General features: G+C 64.7%; 19 protein-coding genes. 15 read left to right on the top strand and 4 right to left on the bottom strand.

Annotated features, from left to right (window positions below; genetic code table 11):
- Window positions 1–6: 6 nt before the first annotated feature.
- The 12 genes from IVB29_RS22175 to IVB29_RS22120 all read left to right on the top strand — a co-directional run bounded on the left by IVB29_RS22175 (window position 7) and on the right by IVB29_RS22120 (window position 13176).
- Window positions 7–2085, top strand: coding sequence for an ATP-binding protein (locus IVB29_RS22175; RefSeq protein WP_247505517.1), 2079 nt, complete (start codon window positions 7–9; stop codon window positions 2083–2085).
- On the top strand, window positions 2055–3800 hold the full coding sequence (locus tag IVB29_RS22170) for a DUF3369 domain-containing protein (protein WP_247505516.1): 1746 nt from the start codon (window positions 2055–2057) through the stop codon (window positions 3798–3800). The genes IVB29_RS22175 and IVB29_RS22170 overlap by 31 nt, the downstream gene beginning before the upstream one ends.
- A 10-nt stretch (window positions 3801–3810) precedes the next feature.
- Entirely contained in the window at window positions 3811–4548 is a 738-nt protein-coding gene (locus tag IVB29_RS22165) for a response regulator (protein ID WP_247505515.1), read from the top strand.
- Window positions 4549–4909: 361 nt separating this feature from the next.
- Entirely contained in the window at window positions 4910–5521 is a 612-nt protein-coding gene (locus tag IVB29_RS22160) for a sigma-70 family RNA polymerase sigma factor (RefSeq protein WP_247505514.1), read from the top strand.
- Window positions 5522–5915: 394 nt separating this feature from the next.
- The gene (locus IVB29_RS22155; RefSeq protein ID WP_247505513.1) at window positions 5916–6614 is read left to right on the top strand and encodes a cytochrome c biogenesis CcdA family protein; all 699 of its coding nucleotides are present in this window, start codon (window positions 5916–5918) and stop codon (window positions 6612–6614) included.
- Between the two features lie 32 nt (window positions 6615–6646).
- Window positions 6647–7234: a thioredoxin family protein gene (locus tag IVB29_RS22150; protein WP_247505512.1), complete on the top strand. Its 588-nt coding sequence runs from the start codon at window positions 6647–6649 to the stop codon at window positions 7232–7234.
- 142 nt (window positions 7235–7376) lie between these two features.
- Window positions 7377–8786 (top strand): cytochrome ubiquinol oxidase subunit I, encoded by a 1410-nt coding sequence (locus IVB29_RS22145; protein WP_247505511.1) that lies wholly within the window; start codon window positions 7377–7379, stop codon window positions 8784–8786.
- Entirely contained in the window at window positions 8783–9793 is a 1011-nt protein-coding gene (gene cydB, locus IVB29_RS22140) for a cytochrome d ubiquinol oxidase subunit II (RefSeq protein WP_247505510.1), read from the top strand. Before IVB29_RS22145 ends, cydB begins: the two co-directional genes overlap by 4 nt.
- The gene (locus IVB29_RS22135) at window positions 9793–9921 is read left to right on the top strand and encodes a DUF2474 domain-containing protein (protein WP_247505509.1); all 129 of its coding nucleotides are present in this window, start codon (window positions 9793–9795) and stop codon (window positions 9919–9921) included. Before cydB ends, IVB29_RS22135 begins: the two co-directional genes overlap by 1 nt.
- Window positions 9922–10035: 114 nt before the next feature.
- On the top strand, window positions 10036–11010 hold the full coding sequence (locus IVB29_RS22130) for a hypothetical protein (RefSeq protein ID WP_247505508.1): 975 nt from the start codon (window positions 10036–10038) through the stop codon (window positions 11008–11010).
- Between the two features lie 448 nt (window positions 11011–11458).
- Window positions 11459–12052: a L,D-transpeptidase gene (locus IVB29_RS22125; protein ID WP_247505507.1), complete on the top strand. Its 594-nt coding sequence runs from the start codon at window positions 11459–11461 to the stop codon at window positions 12050–12052.
- An 86-nt stretch (window positions 12053–12138) separates the two neighbouring features.
- Complete coding sequence (locus tag IVB29_RS22120) at window positions 12139–13176, top strand: amino acid ABC transporter substrate-binding protein (RefSeq protein WP_247505565.1); 1038 nt, start codon at window positions 12139–12141, stop codon at window positions 13174–13176.
- A gap of 99 nt (window positions 13177–13275) precedes the next feature.
- On the opposite strand, the gene IVB29_RS22115 is transcribed toward IVB29_RS22120, so the two are convergent.
- Together IVB29_RS22115 and IVB29_RS22110 are read right to left on the bottom strand one after the other, a co-directional pair.
- Window positions 13276–14415 (bottom strand): acyl-CoA dehydrogenase family protein, encoded by a 1140-nt coding sequence (locus tag IVB29_RS22115; protein ID WP_247505506.1) that lies wholly within the window; start codon window positions 14413–14415, stop codon window positions 13276–13278.
- A gap of 142 nt (window positions 14416–14557) precedes the next feature.
- Window positions 14558–15757 carry an acyl-CoA dehydrogenase family protein gene (locus tag IVB29_RS22110; RefSeq protein ID WP_247505505.1) on the bottom strand — a complete coding sequence of 400 codons (1200 nt, stop codon included), beginning with the start codon at window positions 15755–15757 and terminating at the stop codon, window positions 14558–14560.
- Window positions 15758–15894: 137 nt separating this feature from the next.
- Here IVB29_RS22110 and IVB29_RS22105 point away from each other — a divergent pair, with 137 nt between their 5' ends.
- Together IVB29_RS22105 and IVB29_RS22100 are read left to right on the top strand one after the other, a co-directional pair.
- On the top strand, window positions 15895–16437 hold the full coding sequence (locus IVB29_RS22105; RefSeq protein ID WP_247505504.1) for a carboxymuconolactone decarboxylase family protein: 543 nt from the start codon (window positions 15895–15897) through the stop codon (window positions 16435–16437).
- Between the two features lie 93 nt (window positions 16438–16530).
- Window positions 16531–17025: a VOC family protein gene (locus tag IVB29_RS22100; RefSeq protein ID WP_247505503.1), complete on the top strand. Its 495-nt coding sequence runs from the start codon at window positions 16531–16533 to the stop codon at window positions 17023–17025.
- A 77-nt stretch (window positions 17026–17102) separates the two neighbouring features.
- Here IVB29_RS22100 and IVB29_RS22095 read toward each other — a convergent pair whose 3' ends face one another.
- Window positions 17103–18341, bottom strand: a complete 1239-nt coding sequence (locus IVB29_RS22095) for an MFS transporter (RefSeq protein ID WP_247505502.1) — start codon at window positions 18339–18341, stop codon at window positions 17103–17105.
- A gap of 130 nt (window positions 18342–18471) precedes the next feature.
- Window positions 18472–19719 (bottom strand): MFS transporter, encoded by a 1248-nt coding sequence (locus IVB29_RS22090; RefSeq protein WP_247505501.1) that lies wholly within the window; start codon window positions 19717–19719, stop codon window positions 18472–18474.
- Between the two features lie 185 nt (window positions 19720–19904).
- Here IVB29_RS22090 and IVB29_RS22085 point away from each other — a divergent pair, with 185 nt between their 5' ends.
- Window positions 19905–21974, top strand: coding sequence for a prolyl oligopeptidase family serine peptidase (locus IVB29_RS22085; RefSeq protein ID WP_247505500.1), 2070 nt, complete (start codon window positions 19905–19907; stop codon window positions 21972–21974).
- Window positions 21975–22076: the final 102 nt, after the last annotated feature.

Below are 22076 nucleotides of genomic sequence, written 5' to 3'. Positions count from 1 at the left end.
GGCCTGTTGCCTGCACTTGGACATCACGAGCACGCAGACCGGCCGTCCGGCCCGATCGGGCGGCTGCGCGCGCGTCTCGTCGGCGCGCTCCGGGCCGTGCCGATCCGCTGGCGCATCCTGTCGATCGCGGCGCTGAACTCCGCCGTGGTGATCGTGCTGGTGGCGATGATCTGGAACGGCTCGCAGGTGCTCGGCTCAGCCTGGGACGACGTCCGCCAAGTGCGCGAATCCGACCGCATCCTGGCGCTGCTCGAAAGCGAGACCGGGCGGCTGCAGAACCTGATCCACCGCTACATCAACCAGCCGAGCCCGGATCTGTTCGCCGAGATCCTGCTGCTGCGCGAGGCGGTGCTGGGCACGCTGACCAACCGCGCCGCCAAGGACCCGATGCTGTCGGGCTCGGTCGAGGAGCTGGAGCGCACCACCGACCGCTTCCTCAACGGCTTTGGCGAGCTGCGCAGCGTGCAGGCGACCATCGCCAGGACCTATGAGGACCAGGTGCAGGGCCCGGCCCGGGACATGGCGGGCCTCTACTCCGTCATCGAAGGCGCCACCGGCCATCGCGACGCGCTGATCTGGCCCTCGCTCGGCAAGTCGCGCGAGGCTTTTACTGCGATGCTGGTCGCGGCCAACTCGTACTATCTGTCGCTGTCGCCAGGTGCCGCCGACGACGCGCGCCGCAACACCGAGACGATCGAGAAAACCATTCCGGTGATGATCGATCTCGCCGACAACGACCTCCAGAAGATGGCGCTGCAACGGCTGGCTGCCCGCACCATGGCGCTGCGCGAGGGGTTTGCAAAGCTCTCGGAGCAACTGACGAGCCGCACCGAATTGCTGCGCAACACCATCGATGCCAGCCAGGCCGAGGCGATCGGCGCCATCGACGACCTCTCGACCAAGATGCGCCAGCGCGAGCAGAAGGCGCAAGAGACGTTCGACCGCACGCTGGCGGATATTTCGCGGCGGGTGCTGTCGATCGCGGTGATCTTCCTCGGCATCATCCTGACCGCAGGCGTGCTGATCGCGCTGTCGATCCGGCTGCCGCTGCAGCAGATCATGACCGCGATGCGCGCGATCGCGCTCGGCGATCTCGGCCGCGAGGTGCAGGGCACGCGCGCGCGCGACGAGGTCGGCGCCATGGCGCGCGCGGTGGAGGTGTTCCGCGAGAATGCCATCGCGAAGCGCGAGACCGAGGACGAGCTGCGCGCCTCCAAGGAAAAGGCCGAGAGCGCGCTGCTCGAGCTCAACACCGCGCAGCAGAATTTGATCGATGCCGAGCGGCTCGCCGCGCTTGGCGGCCTCGTCGCCGGCGTCGCCCACGAGGTCAACAACCCGATCGGCATCAGCCTGACGGTTGCCTCCAGCTTTGCCCGGCGCACCGACATCTTCGAAGCCCAGCTCAAGGGCGATGGCGGCCTGCGCCGCTCGCAGCTGGAGGAATTCGTGCAGTCCTCGCGCGATGCCTCGCAGCAGCTCGTCGCCAACCTCACCCGCGCCGGCGAGCTGATCCAGTCGTTCAAGCAGGTCGCGGTCGACCGCTCCCATGCCGAGCGGCGGCAGTTCTCACTCAGCGAAGCCACCGACCAGATCATTGCCAGCCTGCGCCCGGTGCTGAAGCGCTCGCCGACCACGCTCCAGGTCGACGTGCCCGAGGGACTGTTGCTCGACGGCTATCCCGGCTCCTACGGCCAGATCCTGACCAATTTATTCCTCAACGCCGCCAACCACGCCTTCGCTGACGGGCGCGCCGGCACCATCACGATCTCGGCGCGGCCGCGCGGGGCCGACGACATCGAGATCATCTTCACCGACGACGGGGCCGGCATGACCCCCGACGTGCAGCGCCAGGCCTTTGACCCATTCTTTACCACGAGGCGCAACGAAGGTGGCACGGGACTCGGGCTTCATATCGTCTATAACCTCGTCACCCAGCAGCTCGGCGGGCGCATGATGCTGGAATCCAAGCTGGGACAAGGCACCACTTTTCGCATTATCATGCCCCGGGTCGCCAAGGGCGGCGCGCAAAGCACAGAGAGTGACGGGACTTCTCAATGGCCGAACAGGACGATGTCCTCCACCTGATCGACGATACCGGTACCGCGTCGGAGGAGACCAACGCCCGGAAATGGAAGATCGCCGTCATCGACGACGATCAGGCCGTGCATGACGGCACGCGTTTTGCGCTCTCGGACTACAATCTCAACGGCCAGGGCCTGGAGATCCTCTCGGCGCATTCCGCGGCCGAAGGTCGCAAGCTGATGGCCGCGCACAGCGACATCGCCGCCGTGCTGCTCGACGTCATCATGGAGACCGATGTCGCCGGCCTCGAGCTGGTCGAATTCATCCGCAACGAGCTCAAGAACGAGACCGTGCGCATCATCCTGCGCACCGGACAGCCGGGCCAGGCGCCGGAGCGGCGCGTAATCGTGCAGTACGACATCAACGACTACAAGGCCAAGACCGAGCTCACCGCCGACAAGCTGTTCACCTCGCTGACCGCGGCGCTGCGCTCCTACCAGCAGCTCGAGCGGATGTTGCAGACGCGGCGCGGGCTCGAGATCATCATCGATGCGGCGTCCACGCTGTACGACTTCAAGTCGATGCAGCGGCTCGCCGAGGGCGTGCTGACCCAGCTCGCCTCGCTGCTCAATGTCGATTGCGCCGGTATACTGGTTTTGCGCGACAATGGCGGCGTCGACCCCGAGCTTTCGGTGCTTGCCGGCAGCGGCTGCTACAGCCGCTTCATCGGCACGACGTCATCCAAGGCGCTCGACCCTGATCTGCGCGCGATGGTGGAAGCCGCCTTCCAGGGCCGCAAGAACGAATTCGCCGACCACCGCAGCGTGATCTATTTGCGCACCGGAAGCGGCCGCGAGGTGGTGGTGCTGCTGCAGGCCGAGCGCGAGCTGTCGGAGACCGACCGCTCGCTGGTCGAGATCTTCTCCAGCCGGCTCTCGATCGCGTTCGACAACGTCATCCTCTACCAGCAGCTCCAGGACGCCAACACGCAGCTGGAAGACCGCGTCGCCCAGCGCACCCGCGCGCTGATGCAGGCCAACCGCCGCCTCTCCGCGCAATGGCTGCGACTGCAACGCGCCAACGGTTTCAAGAACGAGATTCTGGGCACCGTCGCGCACGATCTGAAGAATCCGCTCGGCGTCATCCTCGGCCGCACCGAGATGCTGAAGGAGCTGATCTCGACCGGGGCCTCGGCGAGCGGCGTGGTCGCCCAGGTCGACCACATCCGCGACGCCACCAAGCGCCTGACCACCATGGTCGATCACCTGATTTCGGACGCGATGGCCGATGCCTTCGACATCACCATCCGCCGCGAGCCGGTCGATGTCGCGGCCCTGGTCAAGGAGGTCGCCGACGCCAACCAGCCGCTCGCCGTCAACAAGCAGCAGACCATCAACCTCACCGCTCCCTCCAACATCGTCACCATGTGCGACACCGACCGCATCCGCGAAGCGATCGACAACCTCATCAGCAACGCCATCAAATACTCACCGATCGGCGGCAAGATCAGCGTCGCCGTCAGCCATGAGGGCAGCGACACCGTCGTCCGCGTCAGCGACGAGGGCGCCGGCCTGTCGCCGGAGGATCTCGGCCGCCTGTTCGGCCGGTTCCAGCGGCTATCCGCAAAACCGACGGCAGGCGAGAGCTCGACGGGGCTTGGGCTTTCCATCGTCAAGCGTATTGTGGACATGCATGGCGGCGAGGTGACCGCCGACAGCGACGGCCCCGGCAAAGGCTCGACCTTCACCATCACCCTCCCCGCGACCGAACTGCCGTGATGTAGAGACCATGACCCAAAGCCAGCACATCATGATCGTCGACGACGAGGCCCCGGCCCGGGAGATGGTCGGCGATTACCTCAAGATGCACGGCTTCACCGTGACGCTGTGCGACGGCGGCAAGTCGCTGCGCACCGCGATCGACGGCGGCATGCCCGACCTCGTCGTGCTCGACCTCAACATGCCCGAGGAAGACGGCCTCTCGATCATCCGCGACCTCAAGAGCCGCATCAACGTGCCCGTCATCATGCTCACGGCAACCGCGAGCCCGATCGACCGCGTCGTCGGACTCGAGCTCGGCGCCGACGATTACGTGGCAAAGCCCTGCGAGCTGCGCGAGCTGATGGCGCGCATCCGCTCGGTGCTGCGGCGGAGCACGCCGGCAAGGGCTGCCGTTGCGCAAGCTGCGCCTGCGAAGTCGGACAAGGAGCAGCTGGTACGGTTCGGGACAAAGTGGCTCGATCTCGAAGCCCAGGCGCTACGCGACGACGAGGGCAACGAGCATCCGCTGACCGCGTCCGAATTCGGGCTATTGAAGGTGTTCGCGGCCAATCCGAAGCGCGTGCTGTCGCGCGAGCGCCTGCTTGAGCTTGCGAACGCGCGCGACGCCGAAGCTTTCGACCGCGCCGTGGACCTGCGCATCATGCGCATCCGCCGCAAGATCGAACCCGACCCGACCAAGCCCGCCGTGATCCGCACCATCCGCGGCGGCGGCTATTTGTTCTCGCCCGCGGGCGAGAAGGCGTAGGGGGCGCGTCAGGCGCGTCATCCTCCGCTGTCGTCCCGGACAAGCGAGCGAAGCGGAGCGCTGATCCGGGATTCATATCCACAGACACTTGTCCGGGACGACAATGGCGGGGTGAGGCGCGACGGAACGCAAACGTTCAAAATTCGTTCCGCGCCTCCAAACCCCACTCCCGTATTTTCCGTACATTGAAATTCCACGACTTTTTGCCCCGAATGTTTCGTCGCGCCCCTCCCGACGAAACAATTTGGCGGCGCACGAAACCATTTTCCCCTTTTCGTGCAGACGTCCCGAAACGTTGGCTCATTAACACTTTGGTCCAAGGAAACGCCGCTCGGTTGCGGCGCACCGGGGAGCCAAGTCAATGCCGAACGTCATCGCCATCAACGCCCAGGCCAGCCAGAGCATCATTGCCGCTCAGGCGACTTCGGACGACATGCTTCTGGAAAGCATTGCCGACGGCAACCGGACGTCTATGCACATCCTTTATTGCCGGCACAATGTGCGGGTTTATCGCTTCATCCTGCGCATCGTGCGTGACGCGACCACGGCGGAAGACCTGGTCAGTCAGGTGTTCCTCGACGTGTGGCGGACCGCCGGCCAGTTCCAGGGCCGCTCGCAGGTCTCGACCTGGCTGCTCTCGATCGCCCGCTTCAAGGCGCTCACCGCGATGCGCCAGCGCCGCTTCGAGGACATCGACCAGGAAGACGTGCGCCAGATCCCGGATGATTGCGACACGCCGGAGACCTCGCTCGACCGCAGCGACACGAGCGCCATCCTGCGCGCCTGCGTGCAAAAACTGTCACCCGCGCATCGCGAGATCATCACCCTCGTCTACTACCATGAGAAGTCGGTGGAGGAGGTCGGTCAGATCATCGGCATCCCCCAGAGCACGGTGAAGACGCGGATGTTCTACGCCCGGAAGCAATTGGCCGATTTGCTTAAGGGCGCCGGCGTCGACCGCTTCGCCGCTTAAGTCACATGATTTCAAGGGGATAGGACTGATCTTACCGCCCTATCCCTGGACACGGAAGCGTTACCGCCGACGAAACAATTGAAACAAACCACAACATCAGGCGGAAAAACTTCCTCCCTATAAAGATCACATACGGTTTCGTTAAACCTCCCAAGACCTCCAGCGACCCGGACGATGCCCCCGTCCGGGTCGTTTTGTATTTGGGGGGGTGATGCCGCGGGCTCCCGCCTCTCCCGCTTGCGGGAGAGGCCGACGCACTCGCAGAGTGCGGCGGGGGAGGGAGCGCCCCGTCCGCGCGATCGGCAGGCATCTCCCGTCACGAACGCGTGACGCCACGTAACGACCCGTACATCCAACCCGAACTGCCCTCGTGACCTTCCTCACGAGTGCCCCGATGCTCGAACTTCTCTTCGCCGTCCTGGCCGGTGTCCTTACCATCGCCGCGCCCTGCACCTTGCCGATGCTGCCGATCCTGCTCGGCGCCTCGATCGGGCGCGCGGGACATTTGCGTCCCGCGATGATCGCGCTCGGCTTCGTCGTCTCGTTCTCCGCAGTCGCGTTGCTGCTCGGCGCGCTGACGCGGCTGTTTGATTTCGATCCGAACGTGCTGCGCGAGGCCGCCTCGATCCTGCTGCTCGGCTTCGGCCTGTTGATGCTGTGGCCGGCGCCGTTCGAATGGCTGTCGATCCGGCTCAATGGCTGGCTCGATCTCGGCAACACCAGCGCCACGCAACGCGAAGGCGCGCTCGGCGGGCTCATCCTCGGCACTACGCTCGGCCTGGTCTGGACGCCCTGCGCCGGCCCCGTGCTCGGCTCGATCCTGACCTTGGTTGCGACCTCCAGGAATTTGGCCTGGGCCAGCGTGCTGCTGATCGCCTACGCCATCGGCGCCGCAATCCCGATGCTGGCGATCGCCTATGGCGGACAGGCCGCGACCACGCGCGTGCGCAGTCTCGCCCGCATCTCGCCCCGGCTCCAGCAGGGCTTTGGTGTCGTCGTGATCGCCTTCGCGGTCGCCGCCTATTTCCAATACGACACGCTGATCGTGGCGTGGCTCACCGGCTTCTATCCCACCGGCCAGATCGGCCTGTGAACATCTCGCATCTCAACCGGAGGACGATTTCCATGACTTTCAAACTGCTCGCAGTCTCCGCCGCCCTGATCGGCATCGCCGTCACAGGCGCCGTCATCCCCGGCATCTGCGACGAGGCTGCGCGCGCAACGCCTGTCGTCACCGCTGCCGCAACACCGATCCAGGTCGCTGCCGCGAGCCAGCAGGCCGCGCCCGACTTCGCCGGCATCAGCAACTGGTTCAACTCAAAACCGCTCAACATCGCCGGCCTCCGCGGCAAGGTCGTGCTGGTAGACTTCTGGACCTATGGCTGCGTCAACTGCGTCAACACGCTGCCGCACGTCACCGAGCTCTACGCCAAATACAAGGACAAGGGCCTGATCGTGGTCGGCGTGCACACGCCGGAATTCCCGTTCGAGCGCTCCGCCTCGAACGTGCAGGCCGCGCTGAAGCGCCACGGCATCACCTACCCGGTGGCGCAGGACAATGATTCCAGGACCTGGGATGCCTACAGCAACCGATATTGGCCGGCGCAATACATCATCGACCAGAACGGCAAGATCGTGTTCCAGCATGAAGGCGAAGGCCGTTACGACGAGATCGACCGCACCGTGGCGAAGCTGCTGAACGCCAACAGCTGAGGTCGGACAGGTTAGACAAAGAGTCCTCTATGACGGGAGAACGGCATGAGTCATGATGCATAGGCCGGGCGCGATGGCGTAGCTGAGCAGCCAGATCGGCGCCCCCATAGCCACAACTTGTCGCGTTGTGACGGGAGCGCCGATGCTATCGAACCTTGACCCAATCGTGCTTGCACGCGCGCAGTTTGCATTCACGATGTCGTTCCACATCGTATTTCCGGCGTTCTCGATCGGGCTTGCGAGCTATCTTGCCGTGCTGGAAGCCATCTGGCTGTGGACCGGCCGCGAGGTCTTCCTCAACCTGTTTCACTATTGGCTGAAGATCTTCGCAATCGCGTTCGGCATGGGCGTGGTATCGGGCATTGTGATGTCCTACCAGTTCGGAACCAACTGGTCGGGGTTCGCGGACAAGACCGGACCGGTCATCGGTCCGTTGATGGCTTACGAGGTGCTGACCGCATTCTTCCTCGAAGCCGGTTTCCTCGGCGTGATGCTGTTCGGTCTCGATCGCGTCGGTCCGAGGCTGCACTTCGTCGCAACGCTGATGGTCGCGACCGGCACGCTGATCTCGGCGTTCTGGATCCTCTCCGCCAATTCGTGGATGCAGACGCCAGCGGGATACGCCGTCAATCCCGATGGCCAGTTCGTGGTCGCCGACTGGTTCAAGGTGATCTTCAATCCGTCGTTCCCCTACCGGCTCGTGCATATGGTGCTCGCCGCCTACCTGACGACCTCGCTCGTGGTCGGCGCGGTCGGCGCGTATCATCTGCTGCGCGACCCGCATCTTGCCGGCCCACGGGTGATGTTCTCGATGGCGATGTGGATGGCGGCGCTGGTGGCGCCCATCCAGATCCTGGCCGGCGACCAGCACGGCCTCAACACGCTGGAGCATCAGCCAGCCAAGGTGATGGCGATGGAAGGGCATTACCAGAGCCATCCCGACGGCGCACCGCTCGTCCTGTTCGGCCTGCCCGATCAGGCGGCCGGCAGGGTCGGCTATCAGATCGCCATCCCGAAACTGTCGTCGCTGATTCTGAAGCACTCTCTCGACGCGCCGCTCGCGGGACTAGATACCGTGCCTCGCGAAAACTGGCCGCCGGTGCCGATCACGTTTTGGTCGTTCCGCGTCATGGTAGCGCTCGGTTTCCTGATCTTCGGGCTCGGGCTGTTCAGCCTGTGGACACGATGGCGCGGTACGCTGTTCGTCTCCCGGCCGCTGCACATCTTCGCGCTGTCGATGGGTCCGGCCGGATTCATCGCCGTGCTCGCGGGCTGGATCACCACCGAGACCGGCCGGCAGCCCTTCACGGTCTACGGCCTGTTGCGGACGGCGGACGCCGCCTCGCCACTGGCCGCGCCCGCGGTGGGCTCGTCACTGCTGGCCTTTGTCGTCGTCTATTTCACCGTGTTCGCGGCGGGCGCGATCTACATTCTGCGCCTGATGGCGGCCTCGCCCCATCACGGCGAGCAAGGGCCGCGCGGCGACATGCCGGCGCGCGCCGCCGGCATCACACCGGCCTCGGGCGTTGCGGGACAGGGGGCGCTGCCATGATGGCCGCCGTCGACCTTGCCACCGTCTGGGCCTTCATCATCGCCTTCGCGGTATTCGTCTACATCGTGATGGACGGATTCGATCTCGGCCTCGGCATGCTGTTTCCCTTGTTTCCCGCCAAGGCCGACCGCGACGTCATGATGAACAGCGTGGCGCCGGTCTGGGATGGCAACGAGACCTGGCTGGTGCTGGGCGGCGGCGGCTTGATGGCGGCCTTTCCGCTCGCCTACGCGGTGCTGATGCCGGCGCTCTATACACCGATCATCGCGATGCTGATTGGATTGATCTTCCGCGGCGTCGCCTTCGAATTCCGCTGGCGCACGACCGCGGCACGAAACCGCTGGGACATTGCCTTTGCCGGCGGGTCGCTGCTGGCGACGCTGGCCCAAGGCGTGGCGCTTGGCGCCATCCTGCAGGGCGTGCATGTCGAGGGGCGCAATTACGCGGGCGGCTGGTGGGACTGGCTGACACTGTTCAGCCTCCTGACGGGAATCGCCCTGATGATCGGCTATTGCTTGCTGGGCGCCACCTGGCTCGTTCTGAAGACCGAGGGCGCCCTGCGCGACAAGGCCTACCGACTGAGTTGGGTCCTGCTGTTCGCGATGCTTGCAGCGATCGCAATGGTCAGCCTGGCCACGCCGTTTCTCAGCATCCAGTATGCGCAGCGCTGGTTCGCCTGGCCGAACGTCATCCTGGTCGCGCCGGTGCCGATCGCGGTCGCCGCCGTCACCGCCCTCTTGATGCGCAGCCTCGCGCAGAAACAGGACTCCAGGCCGTTCTTCCTGTCGCTGGTCTTGTTCGCGCTGTCCTATGCCGGGCTGGGCATCAGCATGTATCCCTATATCGTGCCGCAGAGCATCACAATCTGGCAGGCGGCCGCGCCCCGGAACAGCCAGATCTTCATGCTCGTCGGCTTCGCCGGACTGGTGCCGCTGATTCTCGGCTATACCGGCTGGGCCTATTGGGTCTTCCGCGGCAAGGTCCGGGCCGGGAGCGGTTATCATTGATGCCGCGCAAGACGGAGCCGAGACCGCTGGCGCGGCGACTGATGTGGTTCGCCGTTCTCTGGCTTGGCGGGGTGGGCACGGTTGCACTGATTTCGTTTGGCCTCAGACTATGGCTTGCACCCAAATGACCGGCTCGGCTGCTGAAGGCCGAGAGTTGGCGCCGCATGCGGAGGCCTGCGTTGTTGCTTGACTCCACGGACCCGTGCGTGGAGGTTCGCGGCGACGAAAATCAGCCGCCCGCAATGGACGACGCCCCCACCAGCAACGACATCCGCCTTCGTGAAGGCTCCTCGATCGCGCAGCGGCTGGTCATGTCCGGCTTTGCGGCGGCCGTCGCGCTGTGCTTCACGCCGGGCCTGTTCACGCACGACACCCTGGAAATCATCATCTCCGTGCTCGCGCTGCTGGTGGGAGCAGGGTTCGTCGGCGGCATCATGCTGGCGCCGGCGGTGGTGTGGATCATCACGCCGACCGAGATCCTGATCGGGCGGCAAAGTCCGTTCGGAAAGCTCCGCACGCGGATCGTCGCGAAGGACGACATCACGGGGTTACAGGTTCCCGGCAGCAAGCGGGTGAAGGCCCGCTTTCAACTTGTTTTCACGCTCGCTTCAGGGGAGCGCCTGACCTCCCCGCCGATCGCCGACGTCACCCATGTTCGCGACACCGTGGCCCGGATCGCTGCGCAGTTCGAGGTCCCCAATTTCGAGGAGCCGGTCAATCCGCTCGATGCCAGCAATCCCGAGATGCATCTCGGCGAGCCGCTCGAGGCGTTTTCCGCGCGGGACATCAGGATCGTTGCGCTGATCGCCGTTGCCTTGTCCACCGTGCCCTACGCCTACAAGCTCTGGCGCGGATGGCCGCCGAGCCAGGTCGACCTCCTGCTGCTGCCGCTCGGCGCGCTCGCCGCATTCGCGGTTTACCGATACGCCAACCTCGTGATCGGCGCCTTCTGGATTATCCGCGAGGGCGATATCCGCGTCGAACGTCTCTGGGGTGACGGCCAGCCGCGCGCGGACCAAATCGAGGGGCATGAGGTGAAGACGATCACCGTCGACCGCCGCGGCCGGTCCGAAGACGAGCATTGTATCGTCACGATCAGGTTGCGATCCGGGCGACGGTTTCGCAGCCCCCGCATCGGATCGAGGCCGGAGGCCCGCGCGGTGGGAACGGAGATCGTGCGGCGGCTGGGGATCCCGGCGGAGAGCAACAAGATTTAGCTGATGATGAAATGCGACGCCGCCAGCGCTCCGACGGAGGTGCGTTCCCTCCCCCCTTGTGGGGGAGGGCTAGGGAGGGGGGTAGCCCAGGAAAAGGCGTCGGTTATTGGCGATGGCTCGAGTGTCGGCGCGCGACGGAAGGAGTCCCCGTGTGGCACCCCCCTCCCTGCTCCTCCCCCACAAGGGGGGAGGGAACAGAGAGAGCGCTTGTGTTGGCCCAACGCGATTGACTTCAATCCATCACGCTCGAGGACGCCTCAACCCGTGCACGAGCCCAGCTCACTGCTTTTCGCGCCATCCCCCGTTTGTGGCATTGCCAAGGGTCCGTCAAAAAACCAAAGCATTCTCGTGACATACCAGCCGGGCGCGCCATCAACTTGCCACGAAGCTGCCCCTGAGTTCAGATGGTTCCGACAGATTTGCGCTGTGGCAGCGGGGAGAGCTTGAAATGACGGATTTTCGTCGCCTGACCGGGGCGTTCGTGGCTGCAATCGGCCTGTTTCTGTCTGCACCCCACGCCTACGCCCAGCAGCCAGACCGCGGCGACGAGCCGGGCCTGGTCGCCGACGACGCCTATGAGCTCGACCCGGAATGGCAGAAGCAGGTCGTCTACTTCCGCACCACCGAAGCGCCGGGCACCCTCATCATCTCGACCGCGGAGCGCCACCTCTATCTGGTGCAGCCCGGCGGCCGCGCGATCCGCTACGGCATCGGCGTCGGCCGCGATGGCTTTCAGTGGCAGGGGCTGGTGAACATCACCAACAAGAAGGAGTGGCCGGACTGGACGCCGCCGCCGGAGATGATCCAGCGCCAGCCCTATCTGCCGCGCTTCATGGCCGGCGGCCCCGGCAACCCGCTCGGCGCGCGCGCCATGTATCTCGGCACCACGGTCTACCGCATCCACGGCACCAACCGGCCCGACACGATCGGCACCAAGGTGTCCTCGGGCTGCTTCCGGCTGGTCAACCGCGACGTCGCCGACCTCTATGATCGCGTCCCGGTCGGCACCAAGGTTGTCATCCGGCAGAAGCCCGAACTCTAGGGCTATGGTTTGGGCATGATCCTCCGGATCATGCTCCCCGCCTTCGCCAAAATTCCTTTTCCCGATTTTTTCGAGAGAGCAACATGATGCGCACTTTTCGAGGCGGCCTGCTGATCGGGCTCGCGGTTGCCGTGCTGGTCGGCGTCCTCGCGGTGATCTACGAGTTCTACGACACCCGCACCCTGAAGCGCACGGTTCGCCGCGGTGAAGTGCTGTGCGGCGTCAACAAGGGCCTGCCGGGCTTCTCGATCCCCGACGACAAGGGCAACTGGACCGGCTTCGACGTCGATTTCTGCCGCGCGGTGGCAGCTGCCATCTTCAACGACCCGGGCAAGGCGAAGTTCGTTCCGCTCGACGCCAGCGAGCGCTTCAAGGAATTGCAGAGCCGGAAAGTCGACATCCTCTCGCGCAACTCGACCTGGAGCATGGCCCGCGAGCTCGACTACGACCTGTATTTCCCGGCGGTCGCCTATTACGACGGGGCTGGCTTCATGCTGCCGCGCGCGCGCAACAAGGAGACCTCGCTGGACCTTGATGGCAGCAAGGTCTGCGTGCAGTCCGGCACCACGACGCTGCTCAACGTCGCCGACTACTTCCGTGCCAACAACATGAAGTATGAAGAGGTGAAGTTCGACAAGCTGGATGACGTCGTGAAGGCCTACGACACCGGCAAGTGCGACACGCTCTCCGCCGACGTCTCCCAGCTCTACGCGCTGCGGCTGAATCTTTCCAAGCCCGGCGACAGCATGATCCTGCCGGACATGATCTCCAAGGAGCCGCTCGCCCCCGTCGTGCGGCAGCGCGACGACGACTGGATGATGATCGTGAAGTGGACGCTCTACGCCATGATCAACGCGGAAGAGCTCGGCGTCACCTCGGAGAACATCGACGAGGCCCTGAAGTCGAAGAAGCCGGAAGTGATGCGGCTGGTCGGCACCGAAGGCAATTACGGCGAGCAGCTCGGCCTCACCAAGGACTGGGTCGTCCGCATCATCCGAAACGTCGGCAATTACGGCGAGATGTACGAGCGCAATATCGGCGAGAAGTCGAAGCTGAAGATCCCGCGCGGGATGAACCAGCTGTGGAACGCGGGTGGCGTGCAGTATGCGCCGCCGATGCGGTAGACTCGTGTCGTCCTGGCTTAGCGAGTAGGGTGGGCTAGCCCTGCGGCTGCGCGTAGCGCAGTCGCTCGGCGTAACCCACCCTACGAGAGTTCTACGAGCTCAATACCCCCGCGCCCGCGCCAGCTGCTCGGTGTGGTAGCTCGCGTCCCCGAACAATTCCTCGCACACCCGTGCGCGCTTCATGAAGAAGCCGATGTCGAACTGGTCGGTCATGCCCATGCCGCCATGCATCTGCACGCCCTCCTGCACCGCGCGCGTGGCGGTGGTGCCGGCGCGGGCCTTTGCCACGGCGACGCTTGATGCGGCCTTGGCGACATCGGTATCCAGCGCCTGCAGCGCCTTCATGGTGGCGGCGCGGGTGATCTCGATGTCGACATAGAGCTCGGCGGCGCGGTGCTGCAGCGCCTGGAATTCGCCGATCAGCTTGCCGAACTGCTTTCTGTTCTTGAGGTACTCGACGGTGCGATTGAAGACTTCTTCGCTCAAGCCGACCATTTCGGCGGCGACCGCGCCGCGGCCGATATCGAGCACGCCGTCGAGCAGGGCCGCGCCCTGATCGACCTCGCCGAGCACGCTGTCGGCATTGACCTCGACATTGGCAAGCTCGATCCGCGCCGCATTGTGCGCGTCGACCATGATGGTGCGCTCGATCGAAACGCCCTTGGCCTTGGGGTTCACCAGGAACAGCGTCAATCCCTCGCGCTCGCCGGCGGCGCCCGCGGTGCGCGCGGCGATGATGAAGAGATCGGCGACGTGGCCGTCAACCACCAGTGCCTTGGCGCCGGAAAGCTTGAAACCGTTGCCGGCGCGCACGGCCTGCAAGCTGGTCTGGAGCGGGCGATGCTTTGCGCCCTCGTCGATCGCGAGCGTTGCGAGCAGCGAACCGTTGGAAACCTTCGGCAGATATTCGGACTTCTGCGCGGCGTTGCCGCCGCGGTTCAGGGCCGAGGCCGCGACCACGCTGGTGGCGAGGAAGGGCGACGGCATCAAGGTGCGGCCGATCTCCTCCATCACGATTCCGGCTTCCATGAAGCCGAGACCGCTGCCGCCGAACTCTTCCGGCACCAAGAGGCCGGCAAAGCCCATCTCGGCGAAGGAATGCCACAGCTCTTTCGAGAAGCCGGCAGGGTCTCTGGAATCGCGCAAGGACCGCAAATGCGACACCGGCGCCTTGTCGCTGATCAGCCCGCGCGCGCTGTCGCGGAGCATCGATTGTTCTTCGGTGAGGACGAGGGCCATGGTGGTGTTTCCGATTCGAAATCTATTTGTCTTCGTCATTCCGGGATGGCCCGAAGGGCCGGGCCCGGAATCCATTCCACCGCAGAGAATGCCGCCTGATGGATTCCGGGCTCGCGCTATGCGCGCCCCGGAATGACGGCGGCTACGCCCCCGGCAGATCCAGGATGCGCTTGGCGACGATGCCGAGCATCACCTCCGTGGTGCCGCCCTCGATCGAGTTGGCCTTGGTGCGCAGCCACGCACGTGGGCGCGCGCCTTGGCGGGAGCGTTCGCTCTCCCATTCCAGCGCATCGACGCCGCCGGCCGACATCAGGATTTCGTAGCGGCGCTTGTTGAGCTCGGTGCCGTAATATTTCATCGCCGACGAGAACGCCGGATGCGCCTGACCGGCTTTGGCGAGATCGACGGCGCGCTCGGCGCAGGCCGCAAGTGCGGCTTCATCGACATCGAAGCTGGCGATCCGGCCGCGCAGCATGGAATCATCCAGCTTGCCTTGCGCATCGGAGCCGACCGAGTCGGCCGCGATCTGGCCGAGCGGACGGCCGACGCCGCGCTCGCCCATACCCGAGATCATCGCGCGCTCGTGCTGGAGCAGATATTTCGCGACGTCCCAGCCGCGATTGACGGTGCCGACCACATGCGATTTCGGCACGCGGACACCGTCGAAGAAGGTTTCGCAGAACGGCGAGTAGCCTGATATCAGCAGGATCGGCTTGGTCGTCACGCCCTTCGAATTCATGTCGAACAGGATGAAGCTGATGCCGTCGTGCTTCTTCGCAGCCGAGTCGGTGCGCACGAGGCAGAATATCCAATCGGCGTAGTTGGCGTAGGAGGTCCAGATCTTCGAGCCCGTGATGACGAAATCGTCGCCGTCGCTCTCGGCGCGGGTCTGGAGCGAAGCGAGATCGGAGCCGGCGTTCGGCTCGGAATAGCCCTGGCACCAGCGGATCAGCCCCGCTGCGATTTTCGGCAGGTGCTCTTTCTTCTGCGCCTCGTTGCCGTATTTCAGCAGCGCCGGCCCGAGCATCCAGATGCCAAAACTCGACAGCGGCGGACGGGCGCCGATTCTTCCCATTTCCGCGCGCAGCACCTTGTGCTCGGCGGCGCTGAGGCCACCACCGCCATATTCTTTCGGCCAATCCGGTACGGTCCAGCCCTTGTCGCGCATGCGCTCGAACCAGATGCGCTGCGGCTCGGATGCGAATTTCGTATTGCGTCCGCCCCAGAACACGTCGGCATCTGACGTCGCGGGCTTGCGCATCTCCGGCGGGCAATTGGATTCCAGCCAGGCGCGCGTCTCGTTGCGGAATTGTTCGAGATCGACGTCTTCAGTCTCGCTCATTGGTCGTTTCCATCAATCATCACAGGCTTGTTGGACGCGACTCTGGGCCATCGCCTTGCGGAATTCAACCACTTCCGTGGCGCGCATCGGCTATAGTCGAGGTCACGACGGTGCTTGAAAACAAAGAGGAAACGAGAATGCGCCTGAAACTTCTTTCGCCTGGCGAAATGAACGAGAGCCAGCGGCAGACTTATGACGAGTCGATTGCCGGCAAGCGCGGCAAGCCGCCCGCGCCGATGATGGCCTGGCTCAACAGCCCCGACATGGCCCGTCATGCCACGCGGCTCGGCGAGGTGCTGCGGTACGACACGATCTTCCCGGCAAAACTTTCGGAGATTGCGATCCTGGTGACCGCGCGGCACTGGACCGCACATTATGAATGGTACGCGCATAAGCGCCTCGCGCTTGCCGGCGGCATGGCCCCTGAAATCATCGACGCGATCCGCGACCGCCGCACGCCAGAGTTCGACGATCCCAAGGGCAAGATGATCTACGATTTCGCAAAATCGCTGCATGAGGGCCACGGCGTCGAGAAGGGTCTCTATGATGCGGCGGTGAAGCTGCTCGGCGAGCGCGGCGTCGTGGAGGTGATCGGGCTGTGCGGCTATTACACAATGGTATCGATGACGCTGAATACGTTTGAGTTCGAGCTGCCCGAGGGCGAGGTGCGCGAGCTGTGATAGTTTCGCATCCGGAAACGCTGGGTTTCGGGATAGGCCCGTAGCGCTGTCCCGAAGCCGGACCTATCTGGAGTTGATCAACGGAGCAACACCATGTCGCAAAGCCCCGCCGTCGCCGCTGGCACCAGGATCGGCCACGTCCACCTCAAGGTCGCCGATCTCGATCGCGCGCTCGGCTTCTATTGCGGCGTGCTCGGTTTCGAGCTGATGCAACGCATGGGCTCCGGCGCGGCCTTCATCTCGGCCGGCGGCTATCATCACCACATCGGGCTCAACACCTGGGAAAGCAAGGGCGGCTCGCCGCCGCCGCCGGGGACGACCGGGCTATTCCACACCGCGATCCTCTATCCGACGCGGCCAGCGCTGGCGGATGCGCTGCATCGCGTGCTCTCGGCCGGCATCGCGCTGGATGGTGCCAGCGACCACGGCGTCAGCGAGGCGCTGTATCTGCGCGATCCCGACCAGAATGGCGTGGAGTTGTATTGGGACAAGCCGCGGGAGCAATGGCCGTTCGGTCCGGACGGCAAGCTCTCGATGTTGACGAAGCGGCTGGATGTCGAGGGGCTGCTGAAGCAGCGGGAGGAATAGGTCTCGTAGGGTGGGCAAAGCGGAGCGTGCCCACCAAAACCTAATCGTGGGCACGGCGCTACGCGCCTTTGCCCACCCTACGAGAGCTTTGTTTTTGGTTTGCCCCGTACCATGATCAGCGCCGCCGCCGTCACCTCCAGCGCGATGCAGAGATAGAACGGCAGCGAATATCCGCCGGACCAATCGCGCAAGGCCCCGACGATGCCCGGGCCGAACGCATACGTCACCTGGTTGATCGCCGTATTCAAACTGATCAGCACGCCGAACGAGGCACTGTCGAACTCCTGCTGCACGATCAGCGACGGCAGCGTGATGAGGTTGCCGACCGAGAAACCGAACACCGCGCAAGCCGCGATCAGCACATAGTCGTGGTGGACGTTGATGACGACGCACAACGCCGCAGCCTGACTCAGGAACGACAGCGCAGACGCAAGCCGCTGGTTGAGGCGGTCGATCACCATCGAGAACAGCACCCGGCCGACCACCGCCATCGCGGTCAACACCGCGACGGCCACGGCGGCGCGTTCGCGGCCGATCACGGGATCGAGGAACGAGATCAGGTGCACGATGAAGCCGACTTGCGCGAACAGCACCAAAGCAAAGGCAATGGTCACCGTGAGGAAGCCGACATCACGCAGCGCCCAGGCGCGGATCTCGCTTGAGGATTGCGGCTTTGCCTTCGCCGTCGCGTGCCAGCCGTGAAGATCGGGCGGGTGGCCAACGACGAACAGGATCACCGGCAACAGCAGCACCAGCATGGCGCCGGCGGCGGCGTACATCGAGCTTGCAAAGCCGACATGGCCGATCAGCGTCACCAGCAACGGCACGCCGACGATGCCGCCAAAGCTGGCGCCGTTCAGCGCGAGGCTGATCGCCATGCCGCGCTTCTGATCAAACCATAGACTGATCGTGTTGGTGATCATGGCGAGGCTCGTGCCGGCCCAGCCGAAGGCGAGCACGGCATCGGCGAGATACAGCTGCCATGGCTCGCGCACCGCGCCGATCGCGACAGCGGCGGCTGCCATCGCCAGCGTGCCAGCGATGAGACAAAGCCGCGGCCCATATTTCCTGACGGCCTCGCCGACGAAGACGACGAGCAGTGCGCCGAACAGATAGAAGAACGTGGTCCCTGCGGAGACCAGCGAGGTTGGCCAGCCCCGCGCGCGCTGGAGTTCGGCGACATAGACGCTCTGGCCGTAGAAGCCGAGCCCCCAGCCGAAGGTCGCGAGCAGGAAGCAGACCGCGACGATGCGCCAGCCTTCGTAGCCGAGCGAGGATTCGTCGATGCGAGTTGCGTGCCGGGGATTGTCGAGCATTTGCGCTTCTCCTTCGCGTCCCCCGCGTTGCGATTTTCTGTCCATGACGGCCATCATGTAACGATGTGAGGGCAGAAAATCACTTCGAGCTGGATCGAAGTATCAACGTTGCTGACAGCCTCCCGCCACCTCAGATCGCGTCCGGGAACTCGCCCATCGCCGCCTCCAGCCGCGCCTTGCGGCGGCGGCTGTAGGAGATGAGCGAGAGCACGGCAAGACCAAGCACCACCGGCGGGAACACCACCATGTTCACCGCGGACCAGCCGTAATTGGCGAGCAATTGCCCGGAGGAGAACGAGCCGATCGCCATCATGCCGAACACGAGGAAATCGTTGAAGGCCTGCACCTTGTTGCGCTCCTGCGGCCGGTGCGTCTCCAGCACCAAAGCGGAGGCGCCGATGAAGGAGAAATTCCAGCCGATACCGAGCACGATCAGCGTCGCCCAGAAGTGCATCGCGGTGATGCCGGAGAGACCGATGGTGGCTGCACCTGCTTCCAGCAGCAGGCCGGCCGCAACGACTTTGGGCGCACCGAAACGCGCGATCAGCGCGCCGGTGAAGAAGCTCGGGCCGTACATGGCGACGATGTGCCATTGAATGCCGAAATTGGAATCGCTGAGGCTGAGGCCGCACAGCTTCATGGCGAGCGGCGCCGAAGTCATCACCAGATTCATCATGGGATAGGAGATCACGCCGCACAGCGCCGCTGCGATGAAGCGCGGCTGGCTCACGATGGTGAGCAGCGGCCGGCCGCCATGCAGATCGGCCGGCGCCGGCTTCGGCATGTCGACGCCGGCGACGATGCCCATTGCGATCAGCGCGACGGCCGCCTGCACCAGAAAGCTGAAGGCGAACAGGTAGGGCTGCCAGACATCCATGGTCCATTGCACGAGCTGCGGACCGAGCACGCCGGCGAACACGCCGCCCGCCATCACCCAGGACACGGCTTTCGGCCGGTAGGCCGCGCTGGCACCGTCGGCAGCTGCGAAGCGATAGGATTGCGCCACGGAGCCATAGAGGCCGCCGAGGAAGGTCGCGACGCAGAACAGCGCGAACGAGCCGTGCAGGATCGCGAACGAGCCGCACAGACCGGTGAGCATGCCAAGGCCCGTGCCGACGATGAAGGCCACGCGGCGGCCGAAGCGGCGCGAGATCGCGCCGGTCGGCAGCGTGCCGGCGGCGAGGCCGACCACATACATCGAGATCGGCACGGTCGCGAACGACATGTCGGGCGCGAGCGTGGCGCCGACGATCGCGCCGGTCGCGAAGATCACCGCCGAATTGGCACCGGTCAGCGCCTGCGCTGCGGCCAGGCGCACCACATTGGCACGCACCCGCGCGTCGGCGGCGATCTCATTGGCTGAAGTCACGTCTAGCATCGGCATTTCCGCCCGAAAGGCTTGGTTGATTCCCGGCACTATGGAGGGGTGCGGGAGGGCGAGCAACCGGCGCAAACGGGCGCAGGCCATGCCTCTGACGCAATCGGGCCGATGATACCGGAGCGTACCCTTGACGGCTTGCGCTCGATCAAATCCTATCCGCCGCCACTTCAGGAGTTTCGTTCATGTCCGTCGACGACAGGCCCACGCTCAGCGCTCCCGACGACGATCCCTGGCTCTGGCTCGAGGAGATCGAAGGCACGCAGGCGCTCGATTTCGTCGAACGGCAGAATCAACTGACGCTTCAAGCATTCGGCGGAGCGGCCTTCGCGCGCGATCGCGACATCCTCGCGGCGATCTACGATCGTCCCGACAACATCCCCTATGTCAGCCGGCGCGGCAACGATCTGCACAACCTCTGGAAGGACGCCACCAATCCGCGCGGCCTGTGGCGGCGGACCACGCTGGCGGAGTTTCGAAAACCGCATCCGGCGTGGGAGATCATGCTGGACATCGACAAGCTCGCAGCGAGCGAGGGTGAAGACTGGCTGCTCAGCGGGATCGCCACGACGCCGGGAAGCGCGCGGGCGATTTTGAGCCTGTCGCGCGGCGGCAGCGATGCCGTCACCTTGCGCGAGTTCGATCTCGCTACCAAGAGCTTCGTCGCCGACGGCTTTACGCTGCCGGAAGCCAAGGGCGGCGCGGACTGGCTCGATGCCGATACGCTGCTGCTGTCGAGCGCGCATGGCGAAGGCATGGCGACGACATCTGGCTATGCACGGACCGTGCGGCTTTGGCGGCGCGGCCAATCGATCGAACAAGCGACGGTGCTGTTCGAAGCCTCGGCGAGCGACATGGCGGCGTATGGCCATATCGATCGCATGACGCCGGATCGAATCATATGGTTTGGCCGCATGCTGGATTTCTTCAACTACAGTGTCTCGATCGGAGACGAGACCGGCCCCACCTCAAAGATAGACCTCCCCACCAACATCGAGCTGCAAACCCATGGCGACTGGCTCGCGATCAAGCCGCGCGCGGATTGGTCCGTGGCCGGACGAACGTACGAGGCGGATGCCGTGCTTGGCATATCGCTCTCGGCCCTTCTGGCGGGCAGCCGCGAATTTACGGTGCTGTTCGAGCCGGCGCCTCGCCGGGCCGTGCAAGGCTTCTTCTGGACAGCGGGCCGGCTGGTGCTGTCGATCCTCGACGAGCTCAGGCCGCGCTTCGATGTCTGCACGCCTTCCGCCAATGGGTGGAGCCGCGAGGCACTTCCTGGTCTGCCGCAGATTGGCGTCGTCGACATCTGGCCGCTTGATCGCCATCCGTCCGAGAGCAATGGCGATCTGCTCGCCAATGTGCAGGATCCGCTCACGCCACCATCGATGCTGTTGATCGCGCGCGGCGTTGCAAGTCCGACCGTGTTGAAGCAAGCGCCGAAGACTTTCACCGCCGACGGCCTCGTGGTGACGCAGCACGAAGCAGTCTCGATCGACGGCGAGCGCATTCCCTATGTGCAGACCGGCCCCGCCGGGGAGACCGGCGATGCGCCGGTCTATATGAGCGCCTATGGTGGCTTCGCCCATTCCGTGAAGCCGTATTACAACCCCTCGCTCGGCAAGCTGTGGCTGGAGCGCGGCGGCACCACGGTTCAAGCGAATTTGCGCGGCGGCGGCGAGTTCGGCACGCGCTGGCACGATGCCGGCCGGCTCGCCGGCAAGAAGCTCTCGCATGACGATTTCGCCGCAGTGGCCGCCGATCTCGTGCGACGCGGCGTGACCAAAGCAAAGCGCATCGCCGCGCAGGGCGGTTCGAACGGCGGCATCCTCATCACCAACATGCTGGTGCGCTATCCCGAGCGTTTCGGCGCGCTGTTCTGCACCATCCCGCTGATCGACATGCGCCGCTACACAAAGCTGCTCGCCGGCGCGAGCTGGATCGCGGAATACGGCGATCCTGATAAGCCCGAGGAATGGGAGTGGCTCAAGACCTACTCGGCCTATCACAACGTCAAAGCCAGCCAGCCCTATCCGCCGATCCTGATCGCCACCACGCGGCGCGACGATCGCGTCCATCCCGGCCACGCGCGCAAGATGGCGGCAAAGCTCCAGGCGATGGGATACGAGGCCTGGTTCTACGAGCCGGAAGCCGGCGGCCATGGCTACGGCAAGGACAACAAGGAGCGCGCGGGTTTTGAGGTGATCGGTTTTCAGTTCTTGAAGGAGAAGATCGGGTGGCGGGATGGCGAGGCGTGATCTTGATTTGATCGCTGCATGCCAAGGGCGCCGCTTACCTCTCCCGCTTGCGGGAGAGGTCGACGCGCTCGAAGAGCGCGGCGGGTGAGGGCTTTCTCCTCT

It is taken from the genome of Bradyrhizobium sp. 1 (genome assembly GCF_023073315.1).
In the GTDB taxonomy this organism is placed as follows: Bacteria; Pseudomonadota; Alphaproteobacteria; order Rhizobiales; family Xanthobacteraceae; genus Bradyrhizobium.
The sequence above is the reverse complement of the archived record's forward strand: the minus strand, read 5'-3'. Positions and strand labels throughout refer to the sequence as shown.

Excerpts from the sequence above, each read along its gene's own strand:
- IVB29_RS22170 (WP_247505516.1), top strand. The coding sequence starts at position 2,055 with ATGGCCGAACAGGACGATGTCCTCCACCTGATCGACGATACCGGTACC.
- IVB29_RS22165 (WP_247505515.1), top strand. The coding sequence starts at position 3,811 with ATGACCCAAAGCCAGCACATCATGATCGTCGACGACGAGGCCCCGGCC.
- IVB29_RS22160 (WP_247505514.1), top strand. The coding sequence starts at position 4,910 with ATGCCGAACGTCATCGCCATCAACGCCCAGGCCAGCCAGAGCATCATT.
- IVB29_RS22155 (WP_247505513.1), top strand. The coding sequence starts at position 5,916 with ATGCTCGAACTTCTCTTCGCCGTCCTGGCCGGTGTCCTTACCATCGCC.
- IVB29_RS22150 (WP_247505512.1), top strand. The coding sequence starts at position 6,647 with ATGACTTTCAAACTGCTCGCAGTCTCCGCCGCCCTGATCGGCATCGCC.
- IVB29_RS22145 (WP_247505511.1), top strand. The coding sequence starts at position 7,377 with ATGCTATCGAACCTTGACCCAATCGTGCTTGCACGCGCGCAGTTTGCA.
- cydB (WP_247505510.1), top strand. The coding sequence starts at position 8,783 with ATGATGGCCGCCGTCGACCTTGCCACCGTCTGGGCCTTCATCATCGCC.
- IVB29_RS22135 (WP_247505509.1), top strand. The coding sequence starts at position 9,793 with ATGCCGCGCAAGACGGAGCCGAGACCGCTGGCGCGGCGACTGATGTGG.
- IVB29_RS22130 (WP_247505508.1), top strand. The coding sequence starts at position 10,036 with ATGGACGACGCCCCCACCAGCAACGACATCCGCCTTCGTGAAGGCTCC.
- IVB29_RS22125 (WP_247505507.1), top strand. The coding sequence starts at position 11,459 with ATGACGGATTTTCGTCGCCTGACCGGGGCGTTCGTGGCTGCAATCGGC.
- IVB29_RS22120 (WP_247505565.1), top strand. The coding sequence starts at position 12,139 with ATGCGCACTTTTCGAGGCGGCCTGCTGATCGGGCTCGCGGTTGCCGTG.
- IVB29_RS22115 (WP_247505506.1), bottom strand. The coding sequence starts at position 14,415 with ATGGCCCTCGTCCTCACCGAAGAACAATCGATGCTCCGCGACAGCGCG.
- IVB29_RS22110 (WP_247505505.1), bottom strand. The coding sequence starts at position 15,757 with ATGAGCGAGACTGAAGACGTCGATCTCGAACAATTCCGCAACGAGACG.
- IVB29_RS22105 (WP_247505504.1), top strand. The coding sequence starts at position 15,895 with ATGCGCCTGAAACTTCTTTCGCCTGGCGAAATGAACGAGAGCCAGCGG.
- IVB29_RS22100 (WP_247505503.1), top strand. The coding sequence starts at position 16,531 with ATGTCGCAAAGCCCCGCCGTCGCCGCTGGCACCAGGATCGGCCACGTC.
- IVB29_RS22095 (WP_247505502.1), bottom strand. The coding sequence starts at position 18,341 with ATGCTCGACAATCCCCGGCACGCAACTCGCATCGACGAATCCTCGCTC.
- IVB29_RS22090 (WP_247505501.1), bottom strand. The coding sequence starts at position 19,719 with ATGCTAGACGTGACTTCAGCCAATGAGATCGCCGCCGACGCGCGGGTG.
- IVB29_RS22085 (WP_247505500.1), top strand. The coding sequence starts at position 19,905 with ATGTCCGTCGACGACAGGCCCACGCTCAGCGCTCCCGACGACGATCCC.